Source organism: Paenibacillus phytohabitans (assembly GCF_013141775.1).
Taxonomy (GTDB): domain Bacteria; phylum Bacillota; class Bacilli; order Paenibacillales; family Paenibacillaceae; genus Paenibacillus_AQ; species Paenibacillus_AQ phytohabitans.
On the sequence record NZ_WHOB01000097.1, the window covers coordinates 212,809 to 232,017 of the forward strand.

Below are 19,209 nucleotides of genomic sequence, written 5' to 3' on the forward strand. Positions count from 1 at the left end.
ATGCCATCCGTAGCATTTTATACATTAGGCTGTAAAGTCAATTTCTACGATACAGAAGCCATCTGGCAGCTGTTCAAAAATGAAGGGTACGAACAGGTGGATTTCGAAGGTTCCGCCGATGTCTACCTCATCAACACCTGTACGGTGACCAATACGGGCGACAAAAAAAGCCGGCAGATGATCCGCCGCGCGGTGCGCCGCAATCCTGAAGCCATCGTCGCTGTAACCGGCTGCTACGCGCAGACCTCGCCCGGAGAGATTCTCGACATTCCCGGTGTCGATCTGGTCATCGGCAACCAGGACCGCGAGCAGATCATGACCCATGTGAAGAATATCCAGGAATCGCGCCAGCCTGTGAATGCGGTTCGCAACATTATGAAGACCCGGGAGTTCGAGGAGCTGGACGTTCCCGGATTCGCTGACCGGACGCGTGCATTCATGAAGATTCAGGACGGCTGCAATAACTTCTGCACCTTCTGCATCATTCCCTGGTCGCGCGGGCTGTCGCGCAGCCGTGATCCGAAATCGATTGTCGCCCAGGCACGTCAGCTTGTGGAGGCGGGATATAAGGAGTTTGTCCTGACCGGGATTCATACCGGGGGCTACGGCGATGATCTGGAGAATTACCGTCTGGCCGATCTCTTGTGGGAGCTGGATCAGGTGGATGGCCTGGAGCGGGTCCGCATCAGCTCGATTGAAGCCAGCCAGATTGATGACAAGCTGCTTGAGGTGCTGAACCGCAGCTCCAAGATGTGCCGCCATCTGCATATTCCGCTGCAGGCCGGTCATAACGACGTGCTGAAGGCTATGCGCCGTAAATATACGACCGAAGAGTATTATGCCAAAATGCAGCTGATCCGCCAGGCGATGCCGGATGTTGGCATTACAACCGATGTTATCGTCGGCTTCCCGGGCGAGACCGAGGAGATGTTCCGCGCCGGTTATGACTTCATGAAGGCGGTCAACTATTCCGAGATGCATGTGTTCCCGTATTCCAAGCGGACCGGTACGCCTGCAGCACGGATGCTGAACCAAGTGGATGAAGAGATCAAGAATGCGCGTGTCCAGCAGCTGATTGACCTCTCTGAGGAGATGCAGCTGGCTTATGCCCGGAAATTCGTCGGCAGAACACTGTCAGTCATTCCTGAGCGTGCAGCCAAGGGATCACCGGGACGCAGCATTCAGCACGGCTTCAGCGACAACTATCTGCAGATTCTGTTCAGCGGTGATGATTCGCTGCAGGGCGAGCTCTGCGAGGTGAAGGTGACAGAAGCTGGTGTAAATGAATGCCGCGGTGAGCTTGTCAGTGTGAGCAGAGCCACAGCCGAACCGCGCCGCGCGTAAGCGTACGCAAGTATGAACAACACTCAGGGGATGCCTCCAAGAGCCGGTAACGGCTCTAAGGGCTCCCCTTTTTTTGCTTCCTGATCGATAGCTGACTAGTCTACTGACCCAAACCGCCTGCCGGTATCAAGAAATCAGATCTGCTGCGTCACAGCCTCAGCTGCGCTGAAGTAAGTGCAAGGATGATGAAGAACGCCATGGCTAGAGTAATTCCATAGTCATCGATAACACGGTTGAACGGCAGATGGATTTTGTCGGAGAGGAGACGGGAGTAGGCATAGAGCAGGATCGCTGCGGCCAGGCCGGCCGCTTTGCACAGCTGTCCGGCACGCCGGCAGAGGCTCATCAGTTCAGTTCTGTGCTTGGCCAGCAAGGCGCCGAGGATGAAGAACTAAATGTATAGATATAGAGCACAATTTTTATAGTTATAAAGACCTGAATTCAGCAGAAACTGAAAATTAACTGAAAATGGGGTAAAGACTTGGGCTCTATTTGTCGATATAGTGGAAGAGTGTGGTAAAAGCCCACCGATAATAAGACCGTCTAAGGAGAGAACAGATGACCGTGTACAGGAAAATGACAAAAACGCTCCTCATTATGATATTGCTCGTTGCTGCAGCTTTTCCGGTAAACGTCTTTGCCGCTGCTGGAGACATCAACTCTATTGAAATCGACAGCTCTGACAAAATAGAGCTAACCGTTGGCCAGACACCGAAGCAGCTTAAGGTATATGCCAATGTAGAAGGCTCTTCCTCCAAGAGGGATGTGACGGCATCCGCCACATGGACCTCCTCCAAGAATGAAGTTGTCAGCGTAATTAACGGTCAGATCAAGCCGCTTACTTACGGGACGGCAATGATTACAGCTACTTATAGTAATAATGCGGTAGATACTGTTGAGGTATCTGTTACGTATCCGTATAAAGATCTGACACTGAAACGCAGCACGGAGGGCAGCTATAAACTAGGAGACAAAGAAGCCTCACTCCTGGTTACCGCAACGGCCAAGGGCGGCGAATCAGCCACTGAAGAGAAAAATGTGACGAAGGACGCCGACTGGAGCAGCTCGAATTCAGGCGTACTGACAATTACAGAGGGTAAGATTACGCTGGTTGGCGAAGGAACGGCGACAGTTACTGCCAAGTACAAGGGATTAACCGAGACTTTCAAGGCGGTTGTGGAGCTTCCTTATTCGGCAATTGAACTGAAAGACAATAACGGAACGGTTGTCAAAGAGCTGGAAATGCTGGTTGGAGACAACCCGGTGCAACTGACCGCCAAGACGAAAGCGACTGCGGAGAGTACGGAATCCACCATAGCCAATGCTGATGTGGACTGGAGCAGCTCGGCTGAAAGTGTTGCTACAGTAGATGAAGGTAAGATTACTATACTCGGAGTCGGCAAAGCGGTAATCACCGCCAGTTACCTCGGAGTTACCCAGTCGGTGGATGTGTATGTGCGTGCACCTTATGAAGCGCTGCTGCTGAATCCTACAGGGGATCAATCCCTGTTCCTGGGCGAAAGCCTCAACGTGACGGCTTCCATGCGTAATGCAGTGAATTCGACCACCAATGAAACGGCAGCAGCTACCTGGACCTCCGACAACCTGATGGCGGCTACGGTAGCTGCCAATGTTAGCGATGCCACCAATGCTTTTGCTACAGTAACAGGCAAAGCGGTAGGGTCTTCTGTCATCAAAGCAGATCACCTCGGAATCAGCAAAACCTTCAAGGTAACGGTCTATCCAACCCTGACTGAGCTGACCCTGGAGAAGACAGAACAGGAAATATACACAGCAGACTCCGTCAGCCTGCCGAAGGTAAGCGGAACGAAATATGACGGAACCAAGCTGGATATCAGCGATGAAATCGAGTGGACCTCGGCGAATGAAGAGATTGTCTCGATTAAGGACGGCAAGCTTACCGGTGGCAAGGCAGGTACGGCTACCCTGACAGGCAAGATCAAAGCAGGTGCAGTAACTGCAGGTTCTGCGACCGCGATCCGCTCCAAGACGGTTGAGCTCAAAGTTACAGTTAAGAATAAAGTGCTTGTTCTGATTGGACCGGAAGATGCACTGGGGCTGGTCATCGGTGAAGAAACGCCGCTCCCGGCGGTTCAGGCCGTACTGGAGAACGGTGATGAGCTCGATGTGACAGACACCATTGTCTGGGAACTGGGCGGAAGCAACGCGGTTCTCAAGCAATCGGCAGCTGCCAAGACCATTAAAGGTCTGGTCAAAGGCTCGGCAACACTCAAAGGTACGTATTCCAATAAGACGATCAGTGTTCCGGTAACGATTGAGCAGAAGGTTGTGAAGCTTGTCGTAGAACCGGCTGTGCTTGAGATGAATATCAAAGGCTCCAAAACGATTAAGGTCACCGGATACTTCTCAAACGGCAAAACTGCGAACTTCTCGGGCGGAATGAACTGGGTATCGTCTAATCCGGATGTGGCTTCTGTGAAGGGAACGTCGGTCAAAGCGATTACGGAAGGTACAGTAACCTTGAGCGGTTCCTATCAGGGGATTCCTGCCACCGTCAAAATCTCAGTGGTGCCGAAGCTAATGAAGATTACGGTCAGTGAGAATAAGCTGAGCCTTGCTCCGGGTGCAGGCAAAAGCGTAGTTGTAACCGCATTGTATGATACAGGCAAGAGCGCTATTGTCACAGGAAACGTAGTCTGGACCAGTTCCAAACCTTCTGTGGCTAAAGTGAATTCTTCCGGGCAGATTACAGCGGTAAGCAAAGGAAACACTTCGGTTAAAGGCAAGCTGGGCACCAAGACAGTGACGGTATCTGTTTCAGTGAAATAGTACTGTACTGGATGCTGCTATCAGTAAGATCATTAGACCTGGACATTGCCTCTGCGGCGGTGTTCAGGTTTTTTATGTATAAACGCTACGGATATAAATTTGCTCTCCCCTATAGTAATCCCAAGTAAACCGATGTATAATTCGGAAAAAGCGTACTATAAAGTCCATTAAGGGAGATGAAGCAGGTGGCTAAGCACAAGGCATTATCCATTCAAACGATTGTGGCAATCGGCATCGGTTCGCCGTTGTTCGTAATACTGGGGAGGTTCGGCTCCATTCCTTCAGGTATTCCGAATACCAACATTGAGACTACATATGCACTTCTGGCACTGTTTGCGCTTCTATACGGACCGGTTGCGGGGCTCTTCATCGGACTGATCGGGCACACACTGAAGGATGCGATATTCTATGGCTCCCCTTGGTTCAGCTGGGTCATCTCCTCGGGACTGGTCGGACTGATTATAGGGCTGCTGGCAGCCAGAATAGCGATCAGGGATGGGGAGTTCGGCAGGAAGGAGATCATTGCCTTCAATCTCGCGCAGATTGTTGCCAACGCCATTGCCTGGTTCCTGGTAGCGCCGGTGCTGGACATTCTCATCTACGCGGAACCGGCTAACAAGGTCTTCACCCAGGGGCTGATCGCCGGAGCGTCCAACATCGTAACGGTGGCGGTCATCGGAACACTGCTCGCTATAGCCTACTCCAAGACGAGAACGAAACAGGGTAGCCTGAAAAGACTGCAATAATATATAATTCAAACAGAAAGGCCGGTGCCCGTCACCGGCCTTTCTGTTTGAGCGGGTCAGTTAGGATACGTAAATCAGCATATGAGGAAGGTTACCCATGAGCAAAACGGTTATAGAATTCACCGATTTCACCTTTAAATACCGGGCCCAGCAGGAACCTACACTGCATAAGATTAACCTGAAGATTCATGAAGGCGAGAAGATTCTGATTGTCGGGCCCTCCGGGTCAGGCAAAAGCACCTTGGCCCATTGCATCAATGGCCTGATTCCTTTTGCGTATCCGGGCGAAATAAGCGGTACTCTTACCGTTAAAGGGACAGACACGAAGGAGCTGGGGATTGCCGGCCTGTCGGAGGTGGTGGGGACTGTACTGCAGGACCCGGACGGGCAGTTTGTCGGCCTGACCGTAGGCGAGGATATTGCCTTCAGCCTGGAGAATGCAGCGGTTCCGGTGCGGGAGATGCATGAGCGGGTAGAAGCTGCGGCAAGAGCGGTCGATATTCAGGAGCTGTTGACAGCTTCTCCGCAGGAGCTGTCCGGCGGACAGAAGCAGAAGACCATGCTGGCCGGGGTACTGGTCAGTAATGTGGACGTCCTGCTGTTCGATGAGCCGCTGGCCAGCCTTGATCCCTATACGGGAACCGGGGCGATTGAGCTGATCGACCGGGTGCAGCGTGAGACCGGAAATACGGTCATTATTATCGAGCACCGGCTGGAGGAAGTGCTGCACCGGCCGGTGGACCGGATCATTGTCATGAATGAAGGAGTGATTGCGGCGGACCTGCCGGCTGCGCAGCTGCTGAGTTCACCGCTGCTTGCAGAGTCAGGCCTTCGGGAGCCGCTCTACCTTACTGCGCTCAAATATGCCGGCTGTGAAATTACGCCGGAGATGAACCCGCAGCATCTGGACGGGATCAGGCTGGAGACCGGAGCTGCCAGGCTCCGCGCCTGGTATGAGGCCAGTGAAGTACCGCAGGAGGCGGAAGCGGCACCTGTGCTGCTTGAGCTGCGGGATCTTACTTTTGGCTATGACAAGCAGGCTCCGGTGCTGCAGGGACTGTCTTTCAGCGTCCGCCGCGGCGAGATGCTCTGCATTGCCGGGAGGAACGGTGCGGGCAAATCAACGGTGTCGAAGCTGATTTGCGGGTTCTACCGGCCGTCAGCGGGAAGTATTCTGCTGAACGGGCGGGATCTGGCAGCGGATACGATCAAGGAGCGGGCAGAGCATATCGGCTTCGTGATGCAGAATCCGAATCATATGATCTCCATGACGCTGATCTATGACGAGGTTGCCCTGGGACTTAAGCTGCGGGGCTTCGCGGAAGAAGAGATACGCGGGCGGGTACATAAGGTGCTCCAAATTTGCGGACTGTATGAGTTCCGCGAATGGCCGGTTTCAGCGCTCAGCTACGGGCAGAAGAAACGGGTGACCATTGCCTCCATCCTGGTGCTGGAGCCGGAGGTGCTCCTTCTGGATGAACCCACCGCCGGACAGGATTACCGGCACTATAACGAGATTATGGAGTTTCTGCGCGGACTCGGCAGCACCGGGATTACGGTGATCATGATTACGCATGACATGCACCTGATGCTGGAGTATGCAGAGCGGACAATTGTGCTGGCGGAGGGCAGGAAGCTGGCGGATGCCCGGCCGGAGGTGATTCTGACGGACCGGGATATTGTGGGCAGCGCCAACCTGAAGGAGACATCACTGTTTGCTCTGGCAGTGAAGGCGGGACTTAACCAGCCTGTGGAATTTGTCCGGCGGTTTATCGAATATGACAGGGGGAACCGCGCGGATGAAAGCTAAGATGCTAACCTATACCAGGCAGGATTCACCCGTGCACCGGCTGACGGGGGCGACGAAGCTGATTATATTCGCCGTGTGGTCGGTCTCTGCCATGATTACCTACGATACCCGCTGCCTGCTGCTGATGCTGCTCTTCAGCCTGGCCGTATTCCGCATTTCACGGGTCCGGTTTCAGGACTATGCCTTTGTGCTCTACTTCATTCTGCTCTTCTTCCTGCTGAATCACATCGCGATCTTTGCCTTCTCACCGCTGGAAGGTACACGCATCTACGGCACCCGGCATGATCTGCTGCATCTCGCCGGACGTTATACGCTGACGGCGGAGCAGCTTTTCTACCAATTTAATATCGCTCTGAAGTATGCCGTGGTCATTCCGATGGCCCTGCTGTTCCTGCTGACGACAGATCCGAGTGAATTCGCCGCCTCGCTGAACCGGGTCGGGGTCAATTACAAGATCGCTTATTCCGTTTCGCTGGCCTTGCGCTATATTCCTGACATCCAGCAGGATTACGAGAACATCTCATTCTCGGCACAGGCGCGGGGCATTGATATCTCCCGCAAGGAGAAGCTGCCTAAGCGGCTGAAGAACATCGTATCCATTCTGCTGCCGCTGATTCTGACCAGTATCGAGCGGATCGAGAAGATCAGCACCGCGATGGAGCTGCGCGGCTTCGGAACTGGCCGCACCCGGACCTGGTACCGGGCCCGGCCGTTTACCCGCAGCGACTATGCTGCGCTGTGTCTGATGGTGGGGATATCCGCAGCCGCGACGATTATTACTTTTTATGACGGCTCGCGGTTTTATAGTATTTTTTGAGGGGGATGCTGGAAGTGGAGCTTCCGTAGAACTGCGGGGCGGATTGAAGTATAATAAGACAGTTGTAATCCTGGCCGGACGGTGTGGATTAGCGCTGAAGCCGCTGCTCCAGCCTGGTCCATACGGGCAGGTAGCACAGCGGCAGTACCCCGAGCGAGCACACAACATTAAAGATGGTCTGGGCATGGGCGAGCTGTGCGGCAGGTCCGCCGCCGATCCAGGCAGAGAGTGACTGCAGCGGTCCGATGAAGGGCAGGAAGAGCAGGGCGCCGCCGACATTGAGCGCCACATGCGACCAGGCAACGAACACGCCGGACGGCGTGCTGCCGATGGCGGCGATTACGGCCGTGACGCAGGTGCCGATATTCGCGCCCAGCACGATGGCGATCCCCAGCTCCGGCGGCATGACGCCGCTGGTCGCGAGGCCCATCGCCATGCCAATTACCGCCGCGCTGCTGTGCACCATCGCGGTCAGCACGGCACCAGCTGCCAGTCCCCACAGTGCGCTTGTGGCGGCATGCCCGAGGAACCAGCGGAACAATTCGCTGCCTTCAAGGGCGGGGCCGACCGACTGCATGACCGCGATGCCCCACAGGACCAGGGCGAAGCCGGCCACCGCGAGGCAGATGAACTGCAGCGGCCCCGAGATCCGGCGGCAGGCTTCAACCAGCCGCCATGCCTGCGGGGATAGCTCGCCGGCCATCACCGCGGCCGCCCAGAGGCATAGCGCGGCGGCTAGCAGCGGCGCCGCCATTGTGCTGATCTGCAGGCTGATCAGCTCTGTAGTCAGGCAGGTGCCGATGTTGCTGCCGAGGATAATGCCCAGCGTCCGGGCATAGGTCAGCAGCCCGGCATTGACCATGCCGATGGTCAGCACGGTTACGGCCGTGCTGCTCTGCAGCAGTGCGGACAGCAGGCTGCTGGCAATCAGGCCTTTGGCCGGCGTAGAGGTTGCCTTATGCAGACTCCGGGTTAGCAGCGGGCCGGCGAGCCTCGACAATGAGGCTTCCATCACCTTCATGCCGGCGAGAAAGATGACAAGGCCATAAATGACAGGGAACAGCAGGTCACGGATCATAAGGACAGGCTCCTTTTTGGACGGGGGTTGTACACCAATATATGAAGGCATTGCATGGGACATGTATACAAATCCAGCAACAAGAACAGGGAGTTGAAGTCATTGGCATCGGTAATTCTGGAACGAAACCGTAAGAAAAGACTGGAACAGGGACATCCGTGGGTCTACGCCAGCGAAGTGGCCTCGGTAGACGGGGAGCCGCAGGCAGGGGGACTTGTGGATGTGCTGAATCACCAGGGACGTTATCTGGCCACGGGGTATTACAATCCGGCCTCGCAGATCCGGGTAAGAATTCTGTCGCAGAGTAAGCTTGCGGCGATGGACACGGCATTTTTTGCCGGCCGGTTCACAAGCGCTCTGCAGCACAGGGAGCGTTTCCTGCCGGGTGCGGATGCTTACCGCCTGGTGTATGGGGAAGCGGATTTCCTGCCGGGGCTGATCATCGACCGCTTCGGTGAGGTTCTTGTCGTGCAGCTGCTGACGCTGGCGATGGATCAGCACCGCTCCGAGATTGTGGAAGCGCTGGTGCAGGTCATGTCGCCGCGCGGTATTTATGAGCGCAGTGATGTCAGCGTCCGCGAGCTGGAAGGCCTTGAGCAGACCACAGGCGTACTCTACGGGGAATGCCCGCGCCACATTACGGTAAGCGAGAATGGATTGAAGGTCATCGTCGATATTGAAGAAGGCCAGAAGACAGGCTACTTCTTCGATCAGCGCGAGAACAGAGCCTCCATCGCTCCGCTCATGAAGGGCTGGGGCGGGCGCAGCGGAATTACGCTGCAGGAGGTAGCGGCAGAGGACGGATCGCTCCAGATGCTGCCGGTCAACAAAAGCGGCAAGCCGGTCACCTTCCCGTTCTGGGACGGCGCAACCGTGCTGGAATGCTTCGCGCACACCGGCAGCTTCACCCTGCATGCCTGCAAATACGGCGCCAAGAAGGTAACCTGCCTTGATGTGTCTGCGCATGCGATTGAGAGTGCAAAAGCCAATGTGGAGATCAACGGATTCACCGACCGGGTGGAATTTGTAGTGGATGATGCGTTTGCCTTCCTGCGCAATCAGGTTAAGGGGCTGGAAGAACGCTCTGAGCGGGCGACAGGTCCGGCGGCAGAGAGCAAACCCGGCGCTAAGCCGGCTGCCAAGGCGGATACCGCGAAGCCGATGACGGCAGGCGGCGGACGTACCTGGGATGTCGTTATTCTTGATCCGCCCGCTTTTGCCAAGACCAAAAGTGCTGTAGCAGGCGCTGTCCGCGGATACAAGGACATTAATCTGCACGGGATGAAGCTCGTTAACGAAGGCGGATATCTGGTTACGGCCAGCTGCTCGTACCATATGCAGCCGCAGCTGTTCCTGGAGACCATTCAGGAAGCGGCCAAGGATGCCGGCAAAGTGCTCCGGCTGATCGAGTGGCGGGCCGCAGGCAAGGATCACCCGCAGATCCTCGGCGTGGACGAAGGGCATTATCTGAAGTTTGCCATCTTTGAAGTGCGCAGCAAATAATGATGTTAGTTCAAGCCGGAAGGCTTGTCCGGGAGAGTCTCAGCTACTGAGGCTCTCTTTTTTTCTTACAGGGAAGTTGCTGTGCACTGTAGCGGGGAACCGTCAGCAGAGCGAAGCGGACTGAGCAGCTCCTATTTCTCCAAAAAACCTCAGAATGGGGCCTAAGCGGACTGAGATTCCGTTATGTTGCCGGCTGGATTCCATTAGGAGCTCTGACTGGTCCCTTAGCGGAATCTGAGTCCGTTTGCCCGGCGAATCCGCCTGATCTGCTTATATAACGGAATTTCAGTCCGCTTCCCGGCTGGGGATCATGAATTACGCAGCGGAATCGCGCTGGGTGCTGCCCTGCGCTTGAGCCGGAATCAGCAGAGGAGTGACTCTGCTGATTTAATTGGATTTTCTCCATCTAATGAACCGGTTTCTACTTCCGGATTGATGCTAGATGGATTTATGACACTTAATTCTGCGGCTATCCCGGTTATATATCCGATCCGGCTAATTAATACACTCCATCCAGGCCCTCCCGACCAGCTGATCCATGGCTCCGGGAGAGTCTTCTTTGCTGTTGCCCTTGGTTGCCGTGGCCTGAAAAAAGCGGCAGGTATTTGCAAACAATGGCAAACGTACGTTCTGGAGCGCGCGGTGGAGGTATGCTATACTATTGGGACGAGATTATTCATAGATTCTGATATTCATCAGGCAATCCGCTTCTGTGTGTGCAGCAGCAGGGCGGCCTGCATTCTAATTCTCCGCCACGGAAGGAGTCTGCTGATATGACGGTTAACTTTTTGATCGGACGCTCGGGCAGCGGCAAGACAACTACAATATGGGAGACGGTATCCTCACGGCTGAAGACAGAGCCGCTTGGAGCGCCGATAATTATACTTGTCCCTGAACAGGGATCATTCGGTGCGGAGCGCGGGCTGTTGGCTGCGGGCAACGTGAAGGGCAGCATCCGCGCCCAGACACTCAGCTTCTCGCGGCTGGCCTACCGGGTGAAGCAGGAGACCGGCGGCAGCGCGAGTCTGCCAATCAGCGAGGAAGGCAAGAAGATGCTGATCTATAAGATCGTCAACCGGCGCAAGGAGGAACTGAAGCTGTTCGGCGCCTCCTCGGACCGGCCAGGACTCGTGGAACGGCTCAGCGACCTGCATACGGAGCTCAAGCGCTGCTGCCTTGGAGCGGGTGACCTCGAAGAACAGCTCGGCAGAATGCGGGATGCCCTGGGAGGAAGTCCGATTCTGGCCGGCAAGCTGGAAGATCTGCACCTGGTCTTCACTGAGCTGGAGCAGGAAATGTCACAGCTCTACATGGATCAGGAGGACAGGCTGGCTGAGCTGGCTGAGCATATTCAGGATTCCGGCTATATCCGGGGAGCCGAGATTTGGGTAGACGGGTTCCACGGGTTTACCAATCAGGAATTCATCGTACTGCGTGAGCTTATGCAATATGCCTCGGGGGTCACCATTGCCCTGACGCTGGACCGGATCTATCCGGAGGGCCAGGCACCGCATGAGCTGGAGCTGTTTCACCCGGCTGCGGTTACGTATATCAAGCTGCGGGGAATGGCCGAGGAGATGGGCCTTACAGTCTGGGATCAGCTTCTGGCGCCGCCAGTACTTCCAAGGTTCAAGGACAGTCCGGCTCTCGCCCATCTGGAGCGCGGATTCCAGCGCCGGCTGCGCTGGAACGGAGCAGCCGGGCAAGCGGAGGAGGCAGTCAGTATCCGGGCTGCGGCCTCCCGCCGGACCGAGGTCGAAGGCGTGCTGCGCGAGATGCTGAGCCTGGCCAGAGATTCAGGGGCCAAGTATGGTGAGATGGCTGTATTCATGCGGAATATGAGTGATTATGAGCCGCTGATTGCTCCGCTGTTCCAGGACTTCGGCGTTCCGTTCTTCCTGGACCAGAAGCTGAATGAGCTGCATCATCCGCTGGTGGAATTCATCCGTTCGGCTCTGGATGTAGTCCGCCGCCGCTGGCGCTATGAGGATGTGTTCCGCTGCGTGAAGACCGAGCTGCTGCTTCCGCTGGACGGAAGCATTACGCGCGCCAATATGGATGAACTGGAGAATTACGTGCTGGCCTGCGGTATTCACGGGTACCGGTGGACTGACGGCCGTTCCTGGAAAGGCATTCCCCGCCTCTCGCTGGAGGGGAGTGAGGCCGTAGATGAAGCCATGCTGGCCAGAATGGAAGCCTGCCGGAGCGCGATCACAGGACCGCTGCAGGCTTTTGAGCAGAGGGTCAAAGCCAGCCGCAGCGCCCTGGAGCTGTGCAGAGCGGTATATCTGCTGCTTGAGGACACAGAGGCGGCGCGCAAGCTGGAACGGATGGGGGCGGAGTCTCTGGAGCAGGGACGCCCGGAAGCTGCCCGTGAGCATAACCAGCTGTGGGGTGCTGTGCTGGATCTGCTCGATCAGATTGCCGAGATGATGGGCAAGGAAAGAATGGAATTTGAGCTGTTCACCGGCGTGCTGGAAACAGGGCTGGCTGAGCTCAAGATGGGGCTTGTCCCGCCTGCCCTTGATCAGGTGCTGGTCGGAACGATGGACCGTACGCGGGTGTCGGGCGTGAAGTATGCCTTCCTGCTGGGCTTCAATGAAGGTGTGGTTCCGGCACAGTTCAAGGAAGACGGGATCTTGTCCGAGGGAGAGCGTCTGCTGCTGGAGAATGCCGGTATGGAGCTCGCCCCCGGTTCATCCCGCAAGCTGCTGGATGAGCGCTTCCTAATCTACAATGCGCTTACAACTGCCAGCAGGAAGCTGTGGATTAGTTACGCAACGGCTGATGATGAAGGCAAAGCGCTGCTGCCCTCAGAGATTATCCGCCAGCTGCAGGGCATGTTCCCTGAAGGGCTGGATGAGAAGTATCTGTCAGGATTCCCCCAGGGAGGGGAAGCAGCTGAAGACAGCATGTCTGCACAAACGGAAGCGGTCCACATGAATTTTATCGGCCATCCTGAGCAAACCCTCCGCATGCTGATGCTTCAGCTCCGGCAGTGGCGCCAGGGGGTAGAGATTCCCCGCTTGTGGTGGGATGTCTATAACTGGTTTGCGGCCGATGGACATGCGGACAAACCGGTGAACACACAGGCAGCGGCAGATGGGCAGGCGGAAGTCTCAATGAAGCTGCAGCTTGAACGGCTGCTGGGCTCGCTGTTCTACCGCAACGAAGGGATCAGGCTGAAGCGGGAGACCAGCCTGCGGCTGTACGGCGGCTCCACACTGCGCGGCAGCGTGTCGCGCATGGAGAAATTTGTCGCCTGCTCCTTCTCTCATTTCGCTTCTTACGGGCTAAGGCTGAAGGAACGCCAGCTCTATAAGCTCCAGGCCCCGGATATCGGGCAGCTGTTCCATGCGGCTCTAAGCCAAATGGCGCAGCGGCTGCAGAAGGAGGGCCGCAGCTGGGGCAGTATGACGGCCGAGGAATGCCGCCGTGAGGCGGGTGAGACGGTAGACCGTCTGTCCCCGCTGCTGCAGGGCGAAATTCTGATGAGCAGCAAACGTTACAGCTATATCTCACGCAAGCTGAAGAATATTGTCGGCCGCGCTTCAGTGATCCTCGGCGAGCATTCGCGCAGAGGGAGCTTCGAGCCGGTCGGGCTGGAGCTGGATTTCGGTCCCGGGAAGGATCTGCCTCCGCTGAGAATTACACTGCCGAACGGCTGCGTAATGGAGGTGGTCGGCCGGATTGACCGTGTGGATATGGCTGAAGGCGAGCAGGGTATTCTGCTGCGGGTCATTGACTACAAATCAAGCCAGAAGGATCTCAAGCTGCACGAGGTCTACTATGGATTGTCGCTGCAAATGCTGACCTATCTTGATGTGCTGCTCACCTATTCCGAGCAATGGCTTGGCCAGGCTGCACTCCCGGCAGGCGCGCTCTATTTCCATGTTCATGATCCGCTGCTGACCTCAGCCAACGGAATGAACCGGGAGCAGGCGGAGCAGGAGCTGATGAAGCGCTTCAAAATGAAGGGTCTGCTGACGGCTGACCGTGAAGTGGTCTCACTGATGGATACCACACTCGACAAAGGCTATTCCTCTATTGTTCCGGTAGCGCTGAAGAGCGACGGCAGCTTCTACAGCAGCGCGTCTGTAGCTACCCCGGAGCAATGGGGTCAGCTGCTGTCTTCAGTGCGGAGCACGATTTCGGATATCGGTACGCGTATTACGGAAGGCGATGTGGCTATTCAGCCTTACCGCATCCAGCAGGAGACTGCCTGTACCTTCTGCTCCTTCCGCCCGGTCTGCCAGTTCGACGAGGCTGTGGAGGGCAATGGCTACAATAATCTGAGTAAGCCTGGCAAAGACGTAATCTGGGATCTGCTGTCCCGCAAAGGAGGAGAAAAATTGTGAGCATACATCCTGTAACGGAAGCGAAGCCGGAAGGGAGTCTGTGGAGTGACGACCAGTGGCGCGCCATTGCCGAGAGCGGCAGCGATATTCTCGTCGCGGCAGCAGCGGGTTCCGGTAAAACTGCGGTACTCGTAGAGCGCATTATCCGCAAAATCAGCAATGAGGAAGCAGGCTTCAGCGTGGACCGGCTGCTGGTAGCGACATTCACCAAGGCTGCAGCCTCCGAGATGCGGCAGCGGATCCGGGAGGCGCTGGAGCGCAAGCTGGAAGAGGACACAAGCGGTGAGAACGAATATCTGCGCCGCCAGCTTGCTCTGCTGGGCAGAGCCTCTATTACTACGCTGCATTCCTTCTGTCTTGAAGTGATCCGCCGGTATTATCAGCTGATTCCGATTGATCCGGGCTTCCGTATACTCAATGAGCATGAAGCGGAAATGATGCGCCAGGAGCTGCTGGAAGAGCTGATGGAGGAGAAATACGGTGAGGTCACTGAAGACGGGGAAGATAGCGTATTTGTCCGGCTTGTGGACTGGTTCAGTGGGGAGCGCAGTGATGACGCCGTGCATTCGCTGATTCAGCGGCTGCATGATTTCGCGCGAAGTCATCCCTGGCCGGCACAGTGGCTGCGGGATACGGCTGCTGATTTCTCACTGCCGGATGCAGAGTCTTTGAGCCATACCCCTTGGGTACAGAGCATTCTCGCCGAAGCCAGGCTGACGCTGGATGGTGCCATCAGCCAGCTGCTGCAGGCCCGCGAGATCGCGCTTCAACCCGGCGGACCTGCTCCTTATGCGGATAACCTGACGGCCGATCTGGATATGGCGCAGGGATTACGGGATGCGGTAGAATCGCAGCCATGGGCTGAACTCTATGATATTTTCATGGAAATCTCTTTCGGCAAGCTGAAGCCCTGCAAGAAGGATGCAACCGATCCCGGCCTGCAGGAGAGTGTTAAGGCAATCCGGGATCAAGTGAAGAAGAGCTTGCTGGAGCTGCAGAAATCCTTGTTCGGGCGCCCGGCGGAAGCATTCCTGGGTGAACTCCATGAAGCGGCACCGCTGATGCGCGAGCTGGCAGAGACGGTGATCGGATTCGGTGAACGTTACCGGCTGGAGAAGGCGGGCCGGGGGCTGGTGGATTTCAGTGATCTGGAGCATTACTGCCTGCAGATCCTGAGGCATCCGGACTCGCTTCCGGGGCATTCCCTGCCTTCGGATGCGGCGATGGAATACCGCAGCCAGTTCGATGAGGTGCTGCTGGATGAATATCAGGATACCAACAGCGTACAGGAGGAGATCGTCCGGCTGATCTCCCGTGAGTTCCCCGGCAACCGCTTTATGGTCGGGGATATGAAGCAGAGTATCTACCGCTTCCGCCTGGCTGAGCCGGGGTTATTCCTGGACAAATACCGCAGGTTCAGCGCTGAGCCGTCTGCTGGCGGTAACGGCAGTAGCCTGCTTGCCGGTGAAACGGATCCCCGGACTGAAGCCAGTCCCGGGCAGAACGATAATGGCGGCGGTTCGGTCATCGATCTGGCCCGCAATTTCCGCAGCCGGCTGGAGGTTGTGAATGCCGTAAATATGGTTTTCCGGCAGATCATGGACAGCAATGTCGCGGAGATAAGCTATGACGAGCGCGCAGAGCTGGTCTATGGAGCCAACTTCCCGGGAGCGGCGGAGAAAGGGCCGGATACTTATTTTGCGCCGGAGCTGCTGCTGATTGATAAGGGGACCTCTGCATCCGGTCAGCCGGAGGAACCCGGGGAGGACGATGAGCTGCCCCAGCAGGAGAATGAGGCAGTAGAGAGTGAGACTGCACAGCTGGAAGCACGGGCCATTGCCCGGCGCATCTCGCAGATGACAGGAATGACCGGCGGGGAACCGCTGCTGATCTATGATAAGGCACTGCGGATCATGCGTCCGGTAGTATACGGTGATATCGTCATCCTGCTGCGTTCCGCCCGTGTGTGGACGCCGCTGATGATTGAAGAGCTGCGGAATGAAGGCATTCCGGCATACGGCGACCAGAACAAGGGGTACTTCCAGGCTACCGAGGTGGAGATCGCCCTCTCGCTGCTGCAGATTGTCGATAATCCCCGCCAGGATATTCCGCTGGCCGGTGTACTGCGCTCGCCGGTGGTGAATCTGCGCGAGGAGGAACTGGCCAAGGTGCGCCTATGCAGCACCGGAACGTTCTATGACGCGCTGGTTGCGGCATCCGAAGCTGGGAATATCCCGGGGGACAATCCTCCGGCGATGGGTTCAGCGGGTGCTGCCCTGCGGGTGGGGCAAGGCGGCTATGCAGGCGGTGATTTAACGGCAGAGACTGCTGCCGCGTATGATCTTTTTACAACATCAGAGCAAGAGACTCTGCTTGAAGACAAGGCTGCCGAGACAGAAGCCTCTGCGGCGCTGACGGCTATTCATCCGCAGCTGCGGATGAAGCTGAAGACCTTCCGGGACATGCTGGAGGACTGGAGAAACGCCGCCCGGCAGGGAAGCTTAAGCGAACTAATCTGGCGTATTTACCGGGAAAGCGGATATCTGGAATGGGTTGGCGGACTTCCCGGCGGATTTCAGCGCCAGAACAATTTGAAGGCATTGTATGACCGGGCTGTTCAGTTCGAGAATGAGACCTCAGCCAGAGGCTTGTTCCGCTTCCTCGTGTTTATCTCACGGCTGAGAGAGAACGGCGGGGATCTGGGGGTGGCCGGAGGCAGCAGTGAGGAGGCTGGCGGCGTCCGGATTATGACGATCCACAAGTCCAAGGGTCTGGAGTTCCCGGTTGTATTCCTGGCAGGCATGGCCAAAATGTTCAATCGCCAGGATCTGCATTCCCCGTTCCTGATGCATAAGGAACTCGGCTTCGGCCCCCGCTTCGTGGAGAGGGAGACACGGGTCAGCTATCCGACGCTGCCTTACCTGGCCATCAACCGCCGTTCACGGCTGGAGCTGCTGGCTGAGGAGATGCGCGTGCTCTATGTCGGACTGACCCGTCCGCGCGACAAAATGATCCTGGTAGGCACGGTCCGCGATTTGCCGCGCACAGTATCCGGCTGGACTGCTATGCAGGGCCGGGAGGAGCTGCTCCTGGCAGACCATCTGCTGGCCCGGGGCCGCAGCTATCTGGACTGGGTGGGACCGGCGCTGATCCGCCATCCCGCAGCCGCTATTCTGCGCAAGCTTGCGGGTAGTGAAGGCACGGTGTCTACGGTGCTTCACGGCGATGAGTCCAACTGGAGCATATCGGTGCTCGGCGCTGCGGAGCTTGGCTCCGGATCTTTTCTGGCAGCAGACGGTGACAGTGACAAGAACGAAGAACGCCGTATAGCGCTTGAGGCGCTCCGTCAGGGCAGGACTGTGCCTTCGCTGGGAACTGCCTCAGCAGGGCAGGTTGCGGACAGGCTACAGTGGACCTATCCATATGCGGCTGCTTCCGGCATTCCCGCCAAAACATCGGTGACCGAGCTGAAGGCACTGCTGTCCATGCAGGACCAGCCCTCCCTTGATTTGCTGGAGGAAACCTATATTCCCGGGGGACAGAACACAAGAAGCGGCGGTACCGGATATGGGGACAGCCTGCATCTGCAGCGCCCGAAATTTATGGAAAAGCGGGGACTTACCCCTGCTGAGCGCGGAACCGCGTATCATACCGTTATGCAGCATATTCCGCTGGATGAGCCGGTGGACCGGTCTGTTCTCGAGGCCACGCTTGCACGGCTTGAACGGCTAGCCATACTCAGCAAGGAGCAGGCAGACGCGGTTGAACTGGGCGAAGTAGAGGATTTCTGTACTAGTGAACTGGGCCGCAGACTCTTTAAGTCTTCCTGGAAGACCAGAGAGCAGCCTTTCAGCTATAGCGTTCCTGCAGACGAGGCTTACCGGGGGCTGGCATACCTGGATGAAGCGGCGGCGGGACTCCCGGCTGACGGCGCCAGCGGAGCTTTTAATGAGACCGTTCTGATTCAAGGGGTAATCGACTGTCTGTTCCGGGAAGATGGGCGCCTGATTCTGCTCGATTACAAAACAGATTTCGTCCCGGTGCAAGAGGGCGGGCTCGAATCGCTGACTGAGAAATACCGCTTCCAGCTGGAGCTGTACAGCAAGGCGCTGCTTGATATTCTGGGCGAGCCGGTTAGTGAGGTCTGGCTGTACTTTTTCGATGGCGGACATGCTGTGAGGTTGTGAGAATAGGGGATTAAGAGGCTAAGAGGCTAAGAGTGCTAAGAGTGCTAAGAGTGCTAAGAGTGCTAAGAGTGCTAAGAGTGCTAAGAGTGCTAAGAGTGCTAAGAGTGCTAAGAGTGCTAAGAGTGCTAAGAGTGCTAAGAGTGTTAAGAGTGCTAACTGTGCTAACAGACTAACAGACTAAGAGACTTAGGATGCTATTAGACAAGAGGCTAAGGATTCTCATAGACTTAGAGATTAAGAGAATGAGAGATGTAACATATATAGGTTGAACATGAAAGTATATAGACAGGGGAACGTGGCGGGGAACCATTTTGGAATATAGGAGCGTCAGCGTCTGCCGTTGTCTGCGGATTTCCACCGTGAACAGCGGAATATTTCAAGTAATCTGCAGACGGGCAACGGCCGGAGGGCGAAGTGTTCTCTGGAGTCACGATATAGTTTGAGCGGATAGACTGACGAAGAGTTGCTATATAGACAGCGCTTAGACTGTAAACAAACAAGTAACCGGCCACCGCTATTCTGTCACTCGGAATCTTTTGATTTTTATACCTGATT

At 56.3% G+C, this 19,209-nt stretch carries 10 protein-coding genes; 8 read left to right on the plus strand and 2 right to left on the minus strand.

What is annotated here, in order from left to right; all coding sequences use genetic code 11:
• A complete protein-coding gene (gene mtaB, locus GC101_RS34480; RefSeq protein WP_171720977.1) occupies window positions 1-1,344 on the plus strand; it encodes a tRNA (N(6)-L-threonylcarbamoyladenosine(37)-C(2))-methylthiotransferase MtaB in 1,344 nt (447 codons plus the stop codon).
• A 148-nt stretch (window positions 1,345-1,492) separates the two neighbouring features.
• Here the strand turns inward: mtaB and GC101_RS34485 are convergent, their stop codons facing one another.
• Window positions 1,493-1,690, minus strand: coding sequence for a hypothetical protein (locus GC101_RS34485; protein ID WP_171720978.1), 198 nt, complete (start codon window positions 1,688-1,690; stop codon window positions 1,493-1,495).
• 212 nt (window positions 1,691-1,902) lie between these two features.
• Here GC101_RS34485 and GC101_RS34490 point away from each other — a divergent pair, with 212 nt between their 5' ends.
• The 4 genes from GC101_RS34490 to GC101_RS34505 all read left to right on the plus strand — a co-directional run bounded on the left by GC101_RS34490 (window position 1,903) and on the right by GC101_RS34505 (window position 7,528).
• Window positions 1,903-4,155, plus strand: coding sequence for an Ig-like domain-containing protein (locus tag GC101_RS34490; protein ID WP_171720979.1), 2,253 nt, complete (start codon window positions 1,903-1,905; stop codon window positions 4,153-4,155).
• A gap of 176 nt (window positions 4,156-4,331) precedes the next feature.
• The gene (locus GC101_RS34495; protein ID WP_171720980.1) at window positions 4,332-4,901 is read left to right on the plus strand and encodes an ECF-type riboflavin transporter substrate-binding protein; all 570 of its coding nucleotides are present in this window, start codon (window positions 4,332-4,334) and stop codon (window positions 4,899-4,901) included.
• A 97-nt stretch (window positions 4,902-4,998) separates the two neighbouring features.
• Complete coding sequence (locus tag GC101_RS34500; RefSeq protein WP_171720981.1) at window positions 4,999-6,711, plus strand: ABC transporter ATP-binding protein; 1,713 nt, start codon at window positions 4,999-5,001, stop codon at window positions 6,709-6,711.
• Window positions 6,701-7,528: an energy-coupling factor transporter transmembrane component T family protein gene (locus GC101_RS34505; RefSeq protein ID WP_171720982.1), complete on the plus strand. Its 828-nt coding sequence runs from the start codon at window positions 6,701-6,703 to the stop codon at window positions 7,526-7,528. The genes GC101_RS34500 and GC101_RS34505 overlap by 11 nt, the downstream gene beginning before the upstream one ends.
• 88 nt (window positions 7,529-7,616) lie before the next feature.
• On the opposite strand, the gene GC101_RS34510 is transcribed toward GC101_RS34505, so the two are convergent.
• Window positions 7,617-8,606, minus strand: coding sequence for a Na/Pi cotransporter family protein (locus GC101_RS34510; RefSeq protein ID WP_171721048.1), 990 nt, complete (start codon window positions 8,604-8,606; stop codon window positions 7,617-7,619).
• Between the two features lie 102 nt (window positions 8,607-8,708).
• Here GC101_RS34510 and GC101_RS34515 point away from each other — a divergent pair, with 102 nt between their 5' ends.
• The 3 genes from GC101_RS34515 to GC101_RS34525 all read left to right on the plus strand — a co-directional run bounded on the left by GC101_RS34515 (window position 8,709) and on the right by GC101_RS34525 (window position 18,654).
• Window positions 8,709-10,109 (plus strand): class I SAM-dependent rRNA methyltransferase, encoded by a 1,401-nt coding sequence (locus GC101_RS34515; RefSeq protein ID WP_171720983.1) that lies wholly within the window; start codon window positions 8,709-8,711, stop codon window positions 10,107-10,109.
• A gap of 773 nt (window positions 10,110-10,882) precedes the next feature.
• Window positions 10,883-14,467, plus strand: a complete 3,585-nt coding sequence (addB, locus tag GC101_RS34520) for a helicase-exonuclease AddAB subunit AddB (protein ID WP_171720984.1) — start codon at window positions 10,883-10,885, stop codon at window positions 14,465-14,467.
• Window positions 14,464-18,654 (plus strand): UvrD-helicase domain-containing protein, encoded by a 4,191-nt coding sequence (locus GC101_RS34525; RefSeq protein WP_171720985.1) that lies wholly within the window; start codon window positions 14,464-14,466, stop codon window positions 18,652-18,654. Before addB ends, GC101_RS34525 begins: the two co-directional genes overlap by 4 nt.
• Window positions 18,655-19,209: the final 555 nt, after the last annotated feature.